The organism is Variovorax sp. YR750 (assembly GCF_900109805.1).
In the GTDB taxonomy this organism is placed as follows: Bacteria; Pseudomonadota; Gammaproteobacteria; order Burkholderiales; family Burkholderiaceae_C; genus Variovorax; species Variovorax gossypii.
In genome coordinates, this window is the sequence record NZ_FOBJ01000010.1 from 1 (window position 1) to 18,767 (window position 18,767).

General features: G+C 68.8%; 17 protein-coding genes and 1 pseudogene. 16 read left to right on the forward strand and 2 right to left on the reverse strand.

What is annotated here, in order from left to right; genetic code table 11:
* Positions 1-113 (reverse strand): annotated as a pseudogene (locus tag BMY35_RS37745) (electron transfer flavoprotein subunit beta/FixA family protein); the annotation flags it as partial.
* Between the two features lie 442 nt (positions 114-555).
* Here BMY35_RS37745 and BMY35_RS20350 point away from each other — a divergent pair.
* From BMY35_RS20350 to BMY35_RS20420, 15 genes are all read left to right on the forward strand, one after another.
* Positions 556-1,314 (forward strand): class II aldolase/adducin family protein, encoded by a 759-nt coding sequence (locus BMY35_RS20350; RefSeq protein ID WP_093202956.1) that lies wholly within the window; start codon positions 556-558, stop codon positions 1,312-1,314.
* Between the two features lie 48 nt (positions 1,315-1,362).
* Entirely contained in the window at positions 1,363-2,925 is a 1,563-nt protein-coding gene (locus BMY35_RS20355) for an ABC transporter substrate-binding protein (RefSeq protein WP_093202958.1), read from the forward strand.
* Between the two features lie 64 nt (positions 2,926-2,989).
* Positions 2,990-3,964, forward strand: a complete 975-nt coding sequence (locus tag BMY35_RS20360; protein ID WP_093202960.1) for an ABC transporter permease — start codon at positions 2,990-2,992, stop codon at positions 3,962-3,964.
* A 12-nt stretch (positions 3,965-3,976) separates the two neighbouring features.
* On the forward strand, positions 3,977-4,819 hold the full coding sequence (locus BMY35_RS20365) for an ABC transporter permease (protein ID WP_019656076.1): 843 nt from the start codon (positions 3,977-3,979) through the stop codon (positions 4,817-4,819).
* Between the two features lie 2 nt (positions 4,820-4,821).
* Positions 4,822-6,459 (forward strand): ABC transporter ATP-binding protein, encoded by a 1,638-nt coding sequence (locus BMY35_RS20370; protein WP_093202963.1) that lies wholly within the window; start codon positions 4,822-4,824, stop codon positions 6,457-6,459.
* Complete coding sequence (locus tag BMY35_RS20375) at positions 6,456-7,358, forward strand: 2-hydroxyacid dehydrogenase (protein WP_093202965.1); 903 nt, start codon at positions 6,456-6,458, stop codon at positions 7,356-7,358. The genes BMY35_RS20370 and BMY35_RS20375 overlap by 4 nt, the downstream gene beginning before the upstream one ends.
* A 36-nt stretch (positions 7,359-7,394) precedes the next feature.
* Positions 7,395-8,774, forward strand: coding sequence for an aminotransferase (locus tag BMY35_RS20380; protein ID WP_093202968.1), 1,380 nt, complete (start codon positions 7,395-7,397; stop codon positions 8,772-8,774).
* A gap of 2 nt (positions 8,775-8,776) precedes the next feature.
* Positions 8,777-9,814: a histone deacetylase family protein gene (locus BMY35_RS20385; protein WP_093202970.1), complete on the forward strand. Its 1,038-nt coding sequence runs from the start codon at positions 8,777-8,779 to the stop codon at positions 9,812-9,814.
* On the forward strand, positions 9,811-11,055 hold the full coding sequence (locus tag BMY35_RS20390) for a Zn-dependent hydrolase (RefSeq protein WP_093202973.1): 1,245 nt from the start codon (positions 9,811-9,813) through the stop codon (positions 11,053-11,055). The genes BMY35_RS20385 and BMY35_RS20390 overlap by 4 nt, the downstream gene beginning before the upstream one ends.
* On the forward strand, positions 11,052-12,020 hold the full coding sequence (locus tag BMY35_RS20395) for a DMT family transporter (RefSeq protein ID WP_256228981.1): 969 nt from the start codon (positions 11,052-11,054) through the stop codon (positions 12,018-12,020). Before BMY35_RS20390 ends, BMY35_RS20395 begins: the two co-directional genes overlap by 4 nt.
* Positions 12,017-12,709, forward strand: a complete 693-nt coding sequence (locus BMY35_RS20400; protein WP_093202977.1) for a GntR family transcriptional regulator — start codon at positions 12,017-12,019, stop codon at positions 12,707-12,709. Before BMY35_RS20395 ends, BMY35_RS20400 begins: the two co-directional genes overlap by 4 nt.
* A gap of 1 nt (position 12,710) precedes the next feature.
* The gene (locus BMY35_RS20405; protein ID WP_093202979.1) at positions 12,711-13,415 is read left to right on the forward strand and encodes an SDR family NAD(P)-dependent oxidoreductase; all 705 of its coding nucleotides are present in this window, start codon (positions 12,711-12,713) and stop codon (positions 13,413-13,415) included.
* Positions 13,416-13,424: 9 nt separating this feature from the next.
* The gene (locus BMY35_RS20410) at positions 13,425-14,453 is read left to right on the forward strand and encodes a histone deacetylase family protein (protein WP_093202982.1); all 1,029 of its coding nucleotides are present in this window, start codon (positions 13,425-13,427) and stop codon (positions 14,451-14,453) included.
* Entirely contained in the window at positions 14,453-15,574 is a 1,122-nt protein-coding gene (locus BMY35_RS20415) for a phosphotransferase (RefSeq protein WP_093202985.1), read from the forward strand. Before BMY35_RS20410 ends, BMY35_RS20415 begins: the two co-directional genes overlap by 1 nt.
* Positions 15,567-16,838: an aspartate aminotransferase family protein gene (locus BMY35_RS20420; RefSeq protein ID WP_093202987.1), complete on the forward strand. Its 1,272-nt coding sequence runs from the start codon at positions 15,567-15,569 to the stop codon at positions 16,836-16,838. The genes BMY35_RS20415 and BMY35_RS20420 overlap by 8 nt, the downstream gene beginning before the upstream one ends.
* A gap of 231 nt (positions 16,839-17,069) precedes the next feature.
* On the opposite strand, the gene BMY35_RS20425 is transcribed toward BMY35_RS20420, so the two are convergent.
* On the reverse strand, positions 17,070-17,726 hold the full coding sequence (locus BMY35_RS20425) for a hypothetical protein (protein WP_256228986.1): 657 nt from the start codon (positions 17,724-17,726) through the stop codon (positions 17,070-17,072).
* Between the two features lie 231 nt (positions 17,727-17,957).
* On the opposite strand from BMY35_RS20425, the gene BMY35_RS38810 reads away from it, so the two are divergent.
* Positions 17,958-18,665, forward strand: a complete 708-nt coding sequence (locus tag BMY35_RS38810; RefSeq protein WP_256228988.1) for a hypothetical protein — start codon at positions 17,958-17,960, stop codon at positions 18,663-18,665.
* Positions 18,666-18,767: the final 102 nt, after the last annotated feature.

The window sequence follows — 18,767 nt, forward strand, 5'->3', positions numbered from 1 at the left end:
AAGGGGTTCATGCTCATCTTGACGTTGGCAATGTCCACTCCGGTGCCATCGCTCTTCACGCGCACCTTCACGTTGTAATCGACGACCCGTTTGACAGGCACAAGAACCTTCATTGACTTGACTCCATTGGATTGCAAAAAGGGGGCTTCGAGGGCAAACCGGTCATTCTAGGGCGCGACCTTTGCCGCCTCTCCATTCTTCCCGCCGGCGCTGGCGCCAGAAAAAAGAACGATCGTGCTTTTTCGTGATTATAAAGCAGCGCCGGAGGCCTGAGCCTTTCGACCGACAAAGATATTTGGCACGCCGCTGACGCGGAAGCCTCCGCGCCATCCGGCTGCATGGATCGCACGGAAATCGATAGCCACGCCCGCTCGCGGTGCACGCAAGGCCGGCGATGGCGCCATCTGCAGCCAATTTCCGGGTTTTCGCCGATATCTGGCCTGGCACGCTCCATGCAAGATGCATTCTGTCGACAGCTGACAGTCGATCTTCGGAGATCAAATGGAAACAGCAGAACGAAGCATCCCGGACTTGCGCGGCAGCGCCCGCCCTCCCATGACGCCCGCGGAGCGCCAGATCCGGCAGGACCTGGCCGCCGCCTACCGGCTCGTCGCCCTCTACGGAATGGACGACAGCATCTACACCCATATCTCCGCCCGCGTGCCCGGCACCACGGACCAGTTCCTGATCAACCCCTTCGGCATGCTGTTTCGCGACATCACGGCGTCCTCGCTCGTGAAGATCGACCTGGACGGCAACGTCATCGAACCGTCCGACCACGACGTGAACCCGGCCGGCTTCACGATTCACAGCGCCGTGCACGCCGCCCGCCATGACGCCGTCTGCGTCCTGCACACCCATACCGTCGCCGGCGTGGCCGTGTCCTCGCTGGCCGGCGGGCTGCAGCCCTGCAACCAGTGGGCGCTGCAGTTCCACAACCGCGTGACCTATCACGAGTTCGAGGGGATCGCGCTCAACCACGAGGAGCGCGAGCGCCTGGTCGCCGACCTCGGCCCGAGCTCCCGCGCGCTGATCCTGCGCAACCACGGCCTGATCACGCTGGGCCGCAGCGTCGCCGAGGCCTTCATCCTCATGCACAACCTGGAGCGCGCCTGCCGCGTGCAGGTCGCCATCCAGGGTTCCGGCCAGCCCGTGCATCCGGTGCCCGAAGAGGTCTGCGAGCTGACCGCGCGCCAGTACGAGAGCGGCGACACGAACCGCCTGGCCTCGGCGCCCACCGACCCCTACGCCCGCGAGTGGCGCGCGCTGCTGCAGCGCCTGGCCCCGCCCACGCCGGCCTCCTTCCGCGACTGAGATTCACCCGTTCTTCACTGCCCTCCCCACTTTGAAAGGTCCGCTTCGATGAAACGCCGCAACCTGATCCAAGCCGGCTCCGCCGCCCTCGGCCTGTCCATCGCGGGGGTGCCCCTGCACAGCCTGGCGCAGGCCAGGAAGGGTGTCGTCAACGTGCTGGTCCAGCCCGAGCCGCCCGGCCTGATGATGGGCATCGTGCAGAACGGCCCCACGCAGCTGATCGCCGGCAACATCTACGAAGGACTGCTGCGCTACAACGAGAAGCTCGAGCCCCAGCCGCAGCTCGCCACCTCCTGGACCGTGAGCGCGGACAGCAAGACCTACGTCTTCAAGCTCAAGCCCGGCGTCAAGTGGCACGACGGCAAGCCCTTCACGGCCGACGACGTGGTGTTCTCGTGCGACGTGTTCCTGCGCAAGACGCACGCGCGCTTCCGCGCCAGCCTGGCGCAGGTGGAATCGATCAAGGCGCTGGATCCGCTCACCGTCGAGTTCAAGCTCAAGCAGCCCTTCGGTCCCTTCATGGGCATATTCGAGAACGGCACCATGCCCATGGTGCCCAAGCACATCTACGAAGGCACCGACTTCGCGACCAATCCCGCCAACGCCACGCCTATCGGCACGGGCCCGCTCAAGTTCAAGGAATGGGTCAAGGGCTCCTACATCCACCTGGTGGCCAACGAGAACTACCACCAGCCGGGCGCCGTCGGCGTGGAGAGCGTGTATTTCCACGTGATTCCCGACGCGGCCGCGCGCGCCGCCGCGTTCGAGTCGGGCAAGGTCGACATCGCTCCGGGCGGCACCGTGGAATACTTCGACGTGGGCCGCCTGGCCAAGCTGCCGGGCGCGGCCGTGACCACCAAGGGCTGGGAGTTCTTCGCGCCGCACAGCTGGCTGTGGATGAACAACCGCACGGCGCCCATGAACAACGTCAAGTTCCGCCAGGCCGTGTGGACCGCCATCGACCGCGAGGCCATGGCCAAGGTCGCCTGGTACGGCTACGCCAAGCCGGCCACCGGCCCCTTCAACAGCCACATCGCCTACGCCAGCGACGACGTGACCAAGTACCCGCGCGACACCGCCAAGGCCAAGAAGCTGCTGGCCGAGTCCGGCTACAAGGGCGAAACCATCCGCCTGCTGCCGCTGCCCTACGGCGAATCGTGGCAGCGCCAGGCCGAGATCGTGCGACAGAACCTCACGCAGGCCGGCATCAAGGTCGAGATGGTCGCCACCGACGTGGCCGGCTGGAACCAGCGCAACAGCGAATGGGACTTCGACCTGGCCTTCACCTACGTCTACCAGTACGGCGACCCGGCGCTCGGCGTGGGTCGCAACTACACCAGCGACAACATCGCCAAGGGCTCGCCGTTCAACAACGTGGCGGGCTACGTGAACCCCAAGGTCGACGAGCTGTTCGCCGCCGGCGCGCGCGAGAGCGATCCGGCCAAGCGCCGCGCCATCTACCTTGAAGTGCAGAAGCTGCTGGTCGACGAAGTGCCCGTGGCCTGGCTGCACGAGATCAACTTCCCGACGCTGTACCGCACCAAGATCCAGAACGTGGTGTCCTCCGGCATCGGCCTGAACGACAGCCTGGGCCGCGTCAAGCTGGCCTGACCTCCCTCCCCCGCATGCGGTGGCCCGGCGGGCCGGGCAGCCGCATGCCCGAATCGAGCTTGCCATGAAACGACTGCAGTTCATGTCCGTGCGCTTGCTGCAGGGCCTGCTGGCCCTGCTGGTGATCGCCACCGTCAACTTCCTGCTGGTTCGCGCGGCGCCGGGCGATCCGGTTTCCGTCATGGCCGGCGAGGCCGGCGCATCCGATGCGCAGTTCGTGGCCCAGTTGCGCCAGCAGTTCGGCCTCGACCAGCCGCTGCCCGTGCAGCTCGGCAACTACCTGGGCCACGTGGTCAAGCTCGACCTGGGCTTCTCCTACCGCCAGCAGCAGCCCGTGGTCGACCTGATCCTGGAGCGCCTGCCGGCCACGCTGCTGCTGACGGGCACGGCCTTCGGGCTCTCGCTGCTGTTCGGCATCGTGCTCGGCGCGCTGGCCAGCCGCAACGCCGGCAAGTGGCAGGACAGCCTCATCACCGTGGTCGCGCTGATCTTCTACGCCACGCCGCTGTACTGGCTGGCCATGATGGCCGTGCTGGTTTTCACGGTGCAGCTCGACCTGCTGCCCGCCTTCGGCTTCTTCACCGTGGGCGCGGACCTCAAGGGCATCGACAAGGCGCTGGACATCGCGAAGCACCTGATCCTGCCGTCGCTCACGCTGGCGCTGTTCTACATGGCGGTCTATGCGCGCATGACACGCGCCTCGATGCTGGAGGTCGCGCAGATGGACTTCGTGAAGACCGCGCGCGCCAAGGGCGTGGCGCCCGGCCGCATCCAGCGCAAGCACATCCTGCGCAACGCGCTGCTGCCGGTGGTCACGCTGGCCGGCATCCAGGCCGGCGGCATGATCGGCGGCGCCGTGCTGACCGAGACGGTGTTCGCCTGGCCCGGCATCGGCCGGCTCATGTTCGACGCCCTGCTGCAGCGCGACTACAACCTGCTGCTCGGCTGCTTCCTGTTCACCGCGGCCATGGCCGTGCTGTTCAACCTCATCACCGATTTCGTCTACACGCTCGTCGATCCCCGCATCGAGCTGAGCTGAGGAGAGCCGTTCATGAAAAGCAAATTCTGGCGGCGCTTCAGCCGCAACAAGGGCGCGGTCTTCGGCCTGATCGTGCTGATGCTGGTGGCGCTGGTCACCGCGCTGGGCCCCTTCGTCGCGCAGAACAACCCATGGGACATGGTCGGCACGCCCTTCGCTGCGCCCATGGCGGAACAGGGACTGCTGCTGGGCACCGACACCATGGGCCGCGACATCCTGTCGGGCATCGTCACCGGCGCGCGCGTCTCGCTGCTGATCGGCGTGGTCTCCACCGTGGTCTCGCTGCTGATCGGCGTGTCCATCGGCGCCGTCTCGGGCTACTTCGGCGGCTGGATCGACGCCACGCTGATGCGCTTCACCGAGCTGTTCCAGGCCATCCCGAGCTTCGCGCTGGCCATCGTGCTGGTGGCCATCTTCCAGCCCTCGGTGCAGTCCATCGTCACGGCCATCGCGATCGTCTCGTGGCCGCCCGTGGCGCGGTTGGTGCGCAGCGAGTTCCTCACGCTGCGCCAGCGCGACTTCGTGGCTGCGGCCCAGTTGGCGGGCCAGTCGACGCCGCGCATCATCCTGACGCAGATCCTGCCCAACGCCGCCTCGCCCATCGTGGTGATGGCCTCGCTGATGGTGGCCACGGCGATCCTGCTCGAGTCCAGCCTGAGCTTCCTGGGCCTGGGCGACCCGAACCAGATGAGCTGGGGCTACATGGTCGGCTCGGCGCGCACGGTGCTGCGCCAGGCATGGTGGATGGCGGTGTTCCCGGGCGTGGCCATCCTGCTCACGGTGCTCGCGCTGAACCTGGTCGGCGAAGGCTTGAACGACGGCCTCAACGCGCGCGCCGACGGGAGGGGCAAATGAAAATGGAAAAGATCGTCCTTCCCGTGCTCGACGTCCAGGAGCTGGACATCCGCCTGCCGCCGGGCGCAGACCGCGAACTGGCGGTCCGGGGCGCCTCGCTGCAGCTGCTGCCGGGCCAGACGCTGTGCGTGGTCGGCGAATCCGGCTCGGGCAAGTCCATGATCGCGAACGCCATCATGGGCCTGCTGCCCCGCCCGCACGTGGAGCCCGTGGCCGGCCGCATCCTCTTCGACGGACAGGACCTGCTGCAGCTCGACGAGGCACAGCTTCGCACGCTGCGCGGCCGGCGCATCGGCATGGTGTTCCAGGAACCCATGACGGCGCTGAACCCGGTCATGCGCATCGGCGAGCAGATCGCCGAGGTGTTCGACGCCCACGTGAAGCTGTCGGCCGCGCAGAAGCGCCAGCGCATCCTCGCGGCACTGGCCGACGTCGGCCTGCCCGAACCCGAGGTGCTGATCGACAGCTATCCGTTCCGCCTGTCGGGCGGCCAGCGCCAGCGCGTGATGATCGCGTGCGCGCTGGTGCTGGAGCCGGCCCTGCTGATCTGCGACGAACCCACCACCGCGCTGGACGTGACCACGCAGGCGCAGATCCTGAAGCTCATCCGCGAACTGCAGCAGCGCAAGGGCACGGCGGTGCTGTTCATCACGCACGACTTCGGCGTGGTCTCCGAGATCGCCGACCAGGTCGTCGTGATGCAGACGGGCGAAGTGGTCGAGTCCGGCCCGGCCGCCGCCGTGCTGGCGCGGCCCCAGCACGCCTACACACGCAAGCTCATCGCAGCGATCCCGAACGGCCAGGTGCGCGCGCCGGCCGAAGAGCGCCCCGTCGAGCACGTGCTGCAGGTGCAGGAGCTGCGCAAGACCTACGTGACCGGCGGCGGCCTGTTCAGCAAGGGCCGGCGCGTGGAGGCGGCCAAGGGCCTGTCGTTCGAGCTGCGCCGCGGCGAGACGCTGGGGCTGGTCGGCGAATCGGGCTCGGGCAAGTCCACCGTGGGCCGCTGCATCGTGGGCCTCGCGCCGTTCGACAGCGGCCGCGTGCTGTTCAAGGGCCGTGCGTTGCAGTCGGGCGCGCAGTTCCGGGCGCAGTCGCAGGGCAAGATCCAGATGGTGTTCCAGGACCCGTATGCCTCGCTGAACCCGCGCCATCGCATCGGCCCGGCCATCGCTGCCGGCCCCATCGCCCAGGGCGTGCCCAAGGCGCAGGCCATGGCCCGCGCGATGGAACTGCTGGAACTGGTGGGCCTCAAGCCCGACGCGGCGGAGCGCTTTCCGCACGAGTTCTCCGGCGGCCAGCGCCAGCGCATCGGCATCGCGCGCGCACTGGCCATGGAGCCGCAGCTGCTGGTGGCCGACGAGCCCGTCTCCGCGCTCGACGTGTCGGTGCAGGCCCAGGTGCTGAAGCTCTTCGCCGAGGTGCGCGAGCGCTTCCAGCTGGCCATGGTGTTCATCACGCACGACCTGCGCGTGGCCGGCGAGATGTGCGACCACATCGCCGTGATGCAGCGCGGCGAGATCGTCGAGTACGGCGAAACGGCCAAGGTGCTGGCGAACCCGCAGCACGCCTACACGCGCACGCTGATCGAGGCGCAGCCGAGGCTGTCGGCGGCGGCCGCGGAACAGGCGGTGGCCGCATGACGCTCAACATCGCACTGGTCTCGGACCAGATCGCCATGGACTACCTGCAGCCCGCCTTCCGCGAGCGCTTTCCGCAGGCACGGCTGCACCGCATCGACACCGAGGTGCAGGAGCTGGACGCGCTCGGCGAGATCGACACCGTGGTCTGCTGGTCGCCGCCGCCGGGGCTGCTGGCGCGCATGCCGCGGCTGCGGCTGGTGCAGTCCGTGGGCGCAGGCACCGACCACATCACGCGCGACCCCGCGCTGCCCGACGTGCCGGTCCGCCGCATCGTCGACGCCGACATGGCCGACGGCATGAACGCCTATGTGGCATGGGCCGTGGTGCACGGCCAGCGCCACATGGGCTCCTATCTCGACAGCCAGCGCCGCGCGGCCTGGGAGGAAGCGCCCATCGAGCCGCCGGGCCGGCACCGCGTGGGCATCGCGGGCCTGGGCGTGCTGGGCCAGTCGGTCGCGCGCGCGCTGCTCGCCATCGGCTACCGCGTGCGCGGCTGGAGCCGCAGCCCCAAGGACGGCCTGCCCGAGGGCATCGAGGCCTTCCACGGCGACGCGGCACGCGCCGAGTTCCTGGCGGGCTGCGACACGCTGGTCTGCCTGCTGCCGTTGACCGACGACACGCGCGGCATCCTCGATGCCACGTTGTTCGCGCAGTTGCCGCGCGGCGCGCGCCTCGTCAACGCCGGCCGTGGCGCCCATCTCGTACAGGAAGACCTGCTCGCGGCGCTGGAGAGCGGCCAGGTCGCCTCGGCCGTGCTGGACGCCTTCGTCGAGGAGCCGCTGCCGGCAGCCCACCCGTTCTGGCACCACCCGCGCATCACCGTCACGCCGCACATCGCGACGCGCACCCGGCCCGAGGCCATCGCACGGCAAACGCACGACAACCTGGCGCGCCTGTAGCCACTATTCAGCGCCCGACATTCAAAGAGGAACCCCATGGCAGAACCCCTCGGCACCGGCGACAAGGACGTCGCCACCCACCTGCATTCGTACACCAACCTGGCCGCGCTGCCGCAGACGCCGCCGCTGGTCATCGTCGAAGGCGACGGCATCCACGTCGTCGACGAAGGAGGCAAGCGCTACCTCGAGGCCATGTCGGGCCTGTGGTGCGCATCGCTGGGCTTTTCCAACAAGCGCCTGGCCGCGGCCGGCGCGAAGGCACTGAACACCCTGCCCTACTACCACACGTTCAACCAGCGCACCAACGTGGCGGTGGCCGACCTGGCCGAGCGGCTGCTGGCGCTGGCGCCCGCGCCCATGGCGCGCGTGTTCTTCGCCAACTCGGGCTCCGAGGCCAACGACAGCGCGGTGAAGATGGTCTGGTACTACCACAACGCCATCGGCCAGCCGGAGCGCAAGAAGATCATCGCGCGGCGCAACGCGTACCACGGCGTGACCGTGGCCGCCGCCAGCATGGGCGGGCTCGACGGCAACCATCGCGACTTCGACCTGCCCATCGCGACCGCGCCCGCGCGCTTCCTGCACGTGGACTGCCCGCACCACTATCGCTACGCCGAGCCCGGCGAGACGGAGCAGGATTTCTCCAGCCGCCTCGCGCAGCAACTGGAGCAGACCATCCTGGCCGAAGGTCCGAACACCGTGGCCGCCTTCATCGCCGAGCCGGTGATGGGCGCGGGCGGCGTGCTGGTGCCGCCGGCCGGCTACTTCGAGAAGGTGCAGGCCGTGCTGCGCAAGTACGGCGTGCTCATGATCGCCGACGAGGTCATCTGCGGCTTCGGCCGCACGGGCAACATGTTCGGCTCCACGACCTTCGGCATCCAGCCCGACATCCTGAGCTGCGCCAAGGCGCTGTCTTCCGGCTACGTGCCGATCTCGGCGGTCATGGTCAACGAGAAAGTGCACAGCGCCATCGCCGCCAACAGCGGCAAGCTCGGCAGCTTCGGCCACGGCTACACCTACTCGGGCCACCCCGTCGCCTGTGCGGTGGCGCTGGAGACGCTGAAGGTCTACGAGGACGAGCGCATCCTCGAGCACGTGCGCGAGATCGCCCCCGCGTTCCAGGCCGGGCTGCGCGCCTTCGCCGAACGGCCCTGGGTGGGCAACGTGCGCGGCGTCGGCCTGATCGGCGCCATCGAGCTCATGGCCGACAAGGCAGCGCGCACGCCGTTCGCCGCCGAGCGCAAGGCCGGCTACCGCTTCGCGGCGCTGGCACTCGATGAAGGCCTGATCGTGCGCGCCATGGGCGACAGCATCGGCCTGTGCCCGCCGCTGATCATCACGCGGGCCGAGCTGGACGACCTCTTCGCGCGCCTGGGCCGCGCCATGGACCGCTTCGACCAGGAAACGAAGGCCTGAGCATGCAGGCCTTCTTCAGCGACGACCAACTGCTGCACGACCCGCAGCAGTTCATGCGGCTGGGCCGCATCAGCAAGCCCGCCGACCTGCCCACGCGCGCCGAGGCGCTGATGGGCACGCTCGCCGCGCGCGGCATCTCGGTGAGTGCGCCGCCCGAGGCCGGCCGCGCCGCGCTGGAACTCGTGCACAGCCTCGACTACCTGGACTTCCTGGAGAGCGCCTACGCGCGCTGGCAGAAACTCGGCGGCCCCGGCCTGGAGCCCGGCATCGAGGTGCTGCCCAACCTGTCGCCGCACGGCACGCGATTCGGGCCCTGCCCCTCGCCGTCGGTGGTGGCGCAGGCCGGCTGGTACATCGGCGACCTGGCCTGCCCGATCGGCCCGCACACCTGGCGCTCGGTGCTGCGCTCGGCCCATGCGGCGCAGGCCGCGGCCGAGACGGTGCTCGACGGCGGCGGCATCGCCTACGCGCTGTGCAGGCCCTCGGGCCACCATGCGCAGCATGCGCGCGCGGGAGGCTTCTGCTACGTGAACAACAGCGCCATCGCGGCCGCCACGCTGCGCCGGCGCCATGCGCGCGTGGCCGTGCTCGACATCGACGCCCACCACGGCGACGGCACGCAGCAGATCTTCTACGAGCGCGCCGACGTGCTGACCGTTTCCACGCACGCCGACCCCTCCGGCTACTACCCCTGGTACACAGGCTATTCGCACGAGCGGGGCACCGGCGAGGGCGAAGGCTGCAACCTGAACCTGCCGCTGGCACACGGCAGCGGCAACGCCGAATTCGCCGAGGCCCTGGACAAGGCCGTCGCCGCCATCGAGCGCTTCCAGCCGCAGGCCCTGGTGCTGCCGCTGGGCTTCGACACCTACAAGGACGACCCGATCAGCGTGCTGAAGTTCGACATGGAGGCCTTCCGCCTCGCAGGCGCCCGCGTGCGCGCGCTGGGCCTGCCCACGGTCGTGGTGCAGGAAGGCGGCTACATGGTCGAGGCCATCGGCGCCGCGCTCGACGCGTTCCTGGAGGGATTGCAGGCATGACCGTATCCATAAATGGCGACCGGCTCTGGCGCAGCCTCATAGACCTGGCCCGCATCGGCGCCACGCCCAAGGGCGGCAACTGCCGGCTCGCGCTGAGCGCACTGGACGGCCAGGGCCGTGACCTCGTGGTCGGCTGGATGCGCGAAGCCGGGCTGGACATCACCGTGGACCAGGTCGGCAACATCTTCGGCGTCCGAGCGGGCCGCGACCCGTCGCGCCGGCCGGTGATGACGGGCAGCCACATCGACACGCAGCCCACGGGCGGCCGCTTCGACGGCTGCTACGGCGTGATGGCGGGCCTCGAGGTCATGCGCACGCTGAACGACCACGGCATCCGGACCGAGGCGCCGCTCGCGCTTGCGATCTGGACCAACGAGGAAGGCACGCGCTTCGTGCCGGTCATGATGGGATCGGGCGTGCACTGCGGAGTGTTTCCGCTCGAGACCGCACTGTCGGCCACCGACGTGGACGGGCTCGCCGTGCGCGACGAGCTGGCCGCCATCGGCTACGCGGGCAGCGCGCCCATCGGCACCGTGCAGGCCGCCTGCTACCTGGAGGCCCACATCGAGCAGGGACCGATCCTGGAGGCCGAGCAGACCGTCGTCGGCGTGGTCACGGGCTCGCTGGGCCTGCGCTGGTACGACGTGTCGGTCACCGGCATGGAAGCGCACGCCGGCCCCACGCCCATGGCCATGCGCCGCGACGCGCTGTACGCGGCCACGCACCTCATGCAGGCCGTGGTCGACATCGCCAACGATCCGGCCTTCGCGCCGCTGGGCCGCGGCACGGTGGGCGTGGTGAACGTGCATCCGGCCTCGCGCAACGTGATTCCGGGCCGCGTCGACTTCACGGTCGACCTGCGCCACGAAGACGCCTCGCTGCTCGAACGGATGGAGCAGCGCTTCCGCGCCGCGGCCGCCGCGCTGGCCGCGGGCGAGACCACCGGCACGCCCGTCGAAGTGCGCATCGCCGACGTGCAGCAGTTCCCGCCGACGCCGTTCGACCGCACGCTCGTGGAACGCGTGCGCAGCGAGGCCGCGGCACGCGGCAGCACGCACCGCGACATCGTGACCGGCGCCGGCCACGACGCCGTCTACATGGCGCGCCGCGTACCCACCGCGATGATCTTCGTGCCCTGCAAGGACGGCATCAGCCACAACGAAGTGGAAGACGCCGATCCGCGCCACCTGGAGGCCGGCGCCAACGTGCTGCTGGGCGCGATGCTGTCGCAGGCTGCATGAGCACGGTGCAGGCCTCGCCCCTCCCGGCGCGCCGCGACAGCGCGGGCACGGGCATCGCCCTGTTCCTCTGCGCGCTGGTGCTGTTCGCGGCATACGACGCCTTCGCCAAGCAGATGGTGGCCAGCCATGCGCCGGCCGTCGTCAACCTGGGTCGCTACACCGCGATCGGCGCCATCGCCCTGGTGCTGCTGCTGCGCCACGGCGACCTGCGCCTGTGGCGCCAGCCGCACCAGAAGCTGCTGGCCGCGCGCAGCGTGGCGCTGGCCATCGTGGCCACCTGCTTCATGACTGCGCTCGTCACCATGCCGCTGGCCGAGGCCACCGCGATCTATTTCACGGCGCCGCTGATCATGGTCGCGCTGTCGCCCTGGCTGCTCGGCGAACGCGTGGGCCGCGCGCAGTGGACTGCCGTGCTGCTGGGCTTCGCGGGCATGCTGTGCATCGTGCGACCGGGCGGCAGCCTGCCGCTGGCGGGCACGCTGCTGATGGCCGTGTCGGCCGTCTGCTATGCGCTCTTCCAGGTGCTCACGCGCCGGCTCTCGGGGCTGGTGCCGGCACCCGTGCAGTTCGCGCACATGGCGCTGGCCTGCCTCGTCATCACGAACCTGCCCGTGCTGTTCATGCCGCACGTCACGCTGCCGCCCTGGCCGGAGATGGCGCTGCTGGTCGCCGGCGGCGCCGTCAGCGGCAGCGCCCAGCTGTTGCTGCTGGCTGCGTTTCGCCGCGTCGGCGCGGCCACGCTGGCGCCGCTGAACTACGTGCAGCTGCTGCTGGCGGTGCTGATCAGCACGCTGTGGTTCCAGCGCCCGCCCGACGGCACGGCCCTGGCCGGCATGGCGCTGATCGCTGTCGCCGGCGTGTACCTGGCGCGCACGCAACGACCGGCGCGGAATGGCCCGCGCAAAGGGCCGACGCAAGGGGCCGGCATGATACGCACAAGAGATCGAGACAAGGAATTCCGATGACCACCAGCCGGCCCGAAGCCGCCACTCCTCCCGCCTTCTCGTCGATCCAGGTGCCCGACCTGGTCGGCGTGGTGGAGGCGCAGCTGCAGCAAGCCATCCTGTCGGGCCGCATCGCGCCCGGCGAACGCATCGTCGAGGCCGAACTGGCCCGGCAGATGGGCGTGAGCCGCGCGCCCGTGCGGGAAGCCGCGCGCCGCCTCGAAAGCCTGGGCCTGCTGATATCGCGCCCACGCCACGGCTTCGCGGTACGCACGGTTTCGCCCAAGCAGGTCACCGACCTGTACGAAGTGCGCATCCAGCTCGAGCTGCTGGGCGCGTCGCTGGCCTGCACGCATGCCACCGACGCCGAGCTGGCCCAGCTCGACGCGCGCGTGGACGACATGGTGGAGCGCGCCGAGATCCTTTCCTCGCCCGAGCGCGTGGCGCTCGACCTGGATTTCCACTTCGCCATCAGCGCGCTCTCGGGCAACCACTATCTTCACCGGCTGTTCGACAACATGCAGACCGAGGTGCGCATGTTCCTCGCGCTCAGCGAGGACAGCTACGGCGACCTGAAGGCGCTGGCCGAGACGCACAGGCCCATCGCCAAGGCGATGGCGGCGCGCGACGTCGACGCCGCCCAGCACGCGCTGCGCTATCACCTCGAAACCGCCAAGGCCCACGTGCGCGGCCTCTTCTCCAAGGCATGAGATGAAGGCCGCGCCCCGCGTCGCCATGGTCAGCGGGGGCAACCGCGGCATCGGCCTAGCCATCGTGCGCGAGCTGCTCGCGCACGGCTGGCGCGTGAGCGTGGGATCGCGCAACGCCACCGATGCCTTCGCCGGCCACGACCCGGGGCAGGTGCGCGCCTACCGCTTCGATGCCGAAGATGCGCGCAGCGAGACCGACTGGGTGGCCGCGACCGTGCGCGACTTCGGCGGCATCGATGCGCTGGTGCACAACGCCGGAGTCCTCAGCACGCGCTCGGTCATCGATGCCGACGACGCGGAGGTCGACCGCCTGCTCGAGATCAACGTCAAGTCGCCGCTGCGGCTCACGCGCAAGGCCTGGGCGCACCTGCTGGCGGCCGACGAAGGCAAGGTGCTGGTGATGGCCTCGCTCGCCGCCAAGCGCGTGCGTACGGCAGATGCCTCGCTCTACGCGCTGAGCAAGGCGGCGGTGCTGTCGCTGGCCCATGGCATCCGGCACTGCGGGGCCGAGTCGCGCGTGCGCTGCACGGCGCTGTGCCCCGGCTTCGTCGCCACCGACATGGCGGCCGCCCTGCCGCCCGAGCAGCAGCGGCAGGCCACGCGCCCCGAGGACGTGGCCCGCATCGCGCGGACGGTGCTCGAACTGCCGGCCTCGGCCAGCGTCGCCGAGATTCCGATCAGCTGGACCGTCGAACCCGAATACTGAAAGCCCGACATGAAAGTCATCTACAGCGACCAGCACACTGGCCACGACCCGCAGCAGTTCATCGTGCGCGGGCGCATGAAGCGCAGCAACGAGCAGCCCGAGCGGGGCACCCTGCTGCTGAACGCCGCGCGCGCGCAGGGCCACGACATCGTTGCGCCCGAAAACCACGGCCCGGGCCCGCGCGCCGCCATCCACACGCCGCAGTACCTGCGCTTTCTCGAAACCGCCTGGGAGCGCTGGCAGCAGCTCGACGGTGCCTCGGAGGAAGTCATTCCCAACGTGCATCCGTTCCCGGGCCAGCCCTTCACCTACCCCGACAGCCTCGTGGGACAGGCCGGCTACCACATGGGCGACATGGCCTGCTCCATCGGGCGCCACACCTGGCATGCCGCGACCTGGTCGGCCCACGTGGCCACGCATGCCGCCCAGCTCGTGCTGGACGGCGAGCGCGCCGCCTACGCGCTGTGCAGGCCGCCCGGCCACCATGCCTATGCCGACCGCGCCAACGGCTTCACCTATCTCAACAACGCGGCGATCGCGGCCCAGCATCTGCGCAGCAGGCACGACCGCGTGGCGATCCTCGACATCGACGTGCACCACGGCAACGGCACGCAGGGCATCTTCTGGCGCCGCAAGGACGTGCTGACGATCTCGCTGCACGGCGACCCGCATTTCTGCACGCCCTTCTTCACGGGCCACGCGCACGAGACCGGCGAAGGAGAAGGCCTGGGCTACAACCTGAACCTGCCGCTGGCGCGCGGCACGCAGGACGAGGGTTTCCTCGCCGCGCTGGCGACGGCGCACGCGACCATCCGCGCCTTCGCACCCGGCGCGCTCGTCGTGGCCCTGGGCCTGGACGCGCACGAGAACGACCCCTATCAGGCGCTGGCCGTCAGCACCGCGGGCTTCGGCCGCATCCTCGGCGAGATCGCGCGCCTGGGGCTGCCCACGGTGCTGGTGCAGGAAGGCGGCTACCTGTCGGAAGACCTGGGCCGCAACCTGGCCAGCGCGCTCGGCGGCTTCGAGAAAGCGGCGTGATGACGCAGGAACTCGACGACGCCATCCGTGCGGCCCTGCCCGAGGCGGCAGTGCTGACCGCGCCGCCCGCCCCCGTCGAAACCGGCTGGGCCGCCGACCTGCTGCAGCGCCTGTACGGCAAGCGGGGCAGGCTCAAGCCGCTCACCGGCGAGCGCGACGCCAACTTCCTGCTGGAGCCGGAGGACGGCGGCGCGCGCTGCATGCTCAAGCTCTCGCACCCCGACGAGGACCCGCTTGTCGCCGACTTCCAGACGCAGGCGCTGCTGCACCTGGCGCGCACCGACCCCAGCCTGCCGGTGCAGCGGCTGCTGCCGGACCGCCTCGACGCGGCCTCGGTGCAGATCGAGGACGCCGAAGGCCGCACGCGCGTGGCGCGCCTGTTCAGCTACCTCGAGGGCCTGCCCATGCCGCAGGCGCCGCGCTCGGCGGCGCAGCGCACCTGCGTCGCCCGCATGCTCGCTCGGCTGGGCCTGGCACTGGCCGGCTTCGAGCACCCCGCCGGCGCCCGCGAACTGCCCTGGGACATCCAGCGCGCCGACCGCGTGCGGCCTCTGCTTGTGCACGTGGCCGACCCTGCCCGCCGCGCGCTGGCAGAGGCCGCGCTCGACGGCTTCGCGCAGCGCACAAAGCCCAAACTGGCCGGGCTGCGCCGCCAGCCCATCCACAACGACTTCAACCTCTACAACCTGCTGGTCGACCCGGACGAACCGGCGCGCGTGGCCGGCATCCTCGACTTCGGCGACATGGTGCATGCGCCGCTCGTCGACGACCTGGCCGTGGCGGCCTCGTACCACATCGACGAGCATGGCGATGCTCTGGCGACGATCGCGCGCTTCGCGGCCGACTATCACGCCGTCTCGCCGCTGACCGATGGCGAGACCCACGCGCTGCTCGACCTGGTGCGCGCGCGGCTGGCGATGGTGGTCGCCATCAGCGGCTGGCGCGCCGCACGCCAACCAGACAACGCCGCCTACCTCATGCGCAACAACACCGTCTCCTGGGCGCGGCTGCAGGCCTGCGCCACGCTGACGCCCGACCAGATGCAGGACGCCATCCGGGCCGCCTGCCGCGTCGCTCAACCCACGGAACCCACGGAAGCCACGGAACCGATCCATGACTGAGAAACACACCGCCGAGTTGCTCGAGCGCCGCGCCCGCCTGCTCGGGCCGGCCTACCGGCTCTTCTACGAAGAGCCCTTTCACCCCGTGCGCGGCGAAGGCGTTTGGCTCTACGACGCCGACGGCACGCCCTGGCTGGATGCCTACAACAACGTGGTGCCGCTGGGCCACGCGCGACCCGAGGTGGTCGAGGCCATCGCACGCCAGGCGTCGGTGCTCAACACGCACACGCGCTACCTGCACGAGGGCATCCTCGACTACGCCGAGCGGCTGCTGGCCACCATGCCGCCCGAGCTCGGCCATGCCACCTTCACCTGCACCGGCAGCGAGGCCAACGACCTCGCCATGCGTATCGCCACCGCGCACACGGGCGGCGCCGGCCTCATCGTCACGCGCTTCGCGTACCACGGCGTGACCTCGGCCATCGCCTGCGCCTCTCCGTCGCTTGGGCAGTACGTGCGCCTTGGCGAGCACGTGCGACTGGTCGATGCGCCCGAGGGAGGAGATGCCGAGACGGGCAAGCGCTTCGCCGACGGCGTGCGCGCGGCCATCGCCGACCTGAAGGCGCACGGCATAGCACCTGCGGCGCTGCTCGTGGACACGGTCTTCTCCAGCGACGGCGTGTTCACGGCGCCCGCCGGATTCCTGCGCGAGGCGGTAGAGGCGATCCGTGCGGCCGGCGGCGTGTTCATCGCCGACGAGGTGCAGCCCGGCTTCGGCCGCACGGGCGAGGCCTTCTGGGGCTTCCTGCGCCACGGCGTGGTGCCAGACATGGTGACCATGGGCAAGCCCATGGGCAACGGCCACCCGGTCGCGGGCCTGGCCGTGCGGCCCGAAGTCTTGAAGGCCTTCGGGCAGGCCAGCCGCTACTTCAACACCTTCGGCGGCAACCCGGTCTCCATGGCAGCAGCCTCGGCGGTTCTCGACGTGATCCAGAAGAACGGCCTGCAGGACAACGCATTGCAGGTCGGCAACTACCTGCGCGAACGCCTGGCCGCACTCGCGCAGCGTCATGCGCTGGTCGGCGAGGCGCGCGGCGCGGGACTGTTCATCGGGCTGGAACTCGTGACCGACCGCGCAACGCGCGCGCCGGCCACGGCGCAGGCGGCCAAGGTAGTCAACGGGCTGCGGCAACGGCAGGTGCTGCTGAGCGCGACGGGGCCGCAGGGCAACGTGCTCAAGATCCGGCCGCCGCTGGTGTTCGAGCGGCAGCATGCAGATCTGCTGGTCGAGCGGGTGGATGAGGTGCTGGGGACGCTTGGGTAGTTGCGGAACGCCGTTGGGCCTGCGTATGCGGAGGGGAGCGAGCGGCGTACTGGGCTGCTCGCTGAAACAGCATACGGCCGACAACTGCAGTCGGGCAGAAGCGGACCCCAAGCCGAGTGCGACGGCTAGTGTCTATGGTTGGACATGCTCTGACGTGATCCGCCACATCGACTACGCATCGATCGGATCACCTCCGCGGAAGGCGCCGTGGTGTCCAGATGTGGCTGGCGTTCAGCATGCGCAAAAGGCTAGGTGCGGCGGGTCAGCGCGCATACGAGCGATGGCTGCCGCCTCAAGTGTCATACGTGCTTGAAATTTTCCGTAGTTGGCGAAGTGCAGATGCTGGTGGATCGTCGTTTCTCCAACCTGGTACAGCCGAGGGAGCACTTGGTTCGCAATAGGTTCAGGCAACCAACGGAAACGCCCGCTGATGCGCATGAGCCTGATTACCCTATCCGCCAAAAAGACGTTCCGCTTGGCACCGCACTGGATAAGTGCATTCAGCCCCTCCAGGTGCGCGGGGTCGAGATCATCCAATACCAGCTGACTGCGACCGACCGTCGGGATGTGCAGTAATTCGATGAATGACACGCGGCACGCGTCCTTCGGTTCGAAACCCGTCCGTGCGAAGTTGCGGTGATAGCGCTGGCCGTCGCCCCTGTAGTCAGCCAGAAGAAACGGATGATGAACCTTGTAGCGCCGCCAGAAGGCAACGCCGTCGTCGTGATACTCCAACACACGGGAGAAGACAGGGCTGCTTTCGATGTCAGCGGCGTAGTTCGCATCTAGTCCCACGAAGATGAATTCCGCACTTTCCGGCCTGGCACCTTGGTAGGGCTTGGCACGGAACATCTCGACGAGCTTCTGGCTGAGGTGCGGCTGGTACACCACGGCAGCATATGAGAGTTCGCTACAGTGCGCCAGTGACGCAATCGAGCGTTTTCCGTCCGGCGGGGCGCTAGCCAACTATGAGCGACAGGATCGCTTCTGGCGATAGAGTTCGCGGATGTCTGTTTCGGGCCGTTTCGCGACAGTTGCACGTCCGGCCACGGTCGGCCAAGAACAGACATTCGCGCCCATGGCAAGCTCGTTGCACGCATCGGTTGCGTGACCGTCTAGTTGAATGATGACTCTCTCCTTGTGACAAATTCAAATCCGTTTCACGCCAAGAACTACGATCTGTTCGTACTGCTTGGCGCGCCGGACTTGTTACCCTGGCAATGGCAGATATGGGTGGAGATCGAGCCGTTGCTCGCGCCATTTGTCTGCTCGGACCGCGGAAAGTCGATAGTCCGGTCAAGCCAAGCCTCTGGTTTGGGGAAAGAATATCGATCGATCGCCTTCGGAAAGATGGGGTGGGATTTGAAGTCGCATCTACGTTGGACGCACGGATCGCCCTCCAATGCCCTCGACTCAAATCCTCGGAGATTCCTTGGAATGGAAGCGTGGGGGCCGTCATGGACGGTATGCGAAAAGGAACATGAGGCGCCGGACTTCTACTTGCATCTGCTTTCGGCGCCCAACGCCCGACAAGGAGGCATACCCCGGTTCGGTTCCATGTTGGTGGTCGCGCTGACAGCTTCTGCCTCTGGAGAACGCAGAAGAGAGCTCCGCGCTGCAATGATCGCCGTTGCTGCGCTGCTCAAGAGCCCCCTAGCAGTTTGCAAGCGCCGAGCTTGGGGCATCGCATCAGGCGCGGCCGGCGGCTTTCGGGACGCGGTGCAGGATCTCGGCGTCGGCCGCGGTTTGTTCAGGGAGGAAGACCCTCACGCACAGCCTGTTAGCCTCGAAACCTTTTCTGAGGCGTGGAGCCCGCTTCGGGCTTGAACAACGACCCAGGCTCAACGACCAGAGCACCGATTCGGCGTAGGCGCTTGTGCAGGACAGCTGCGAGGAAATCTGCACTTCCTGTTCGGCCTCTTTTCGCCG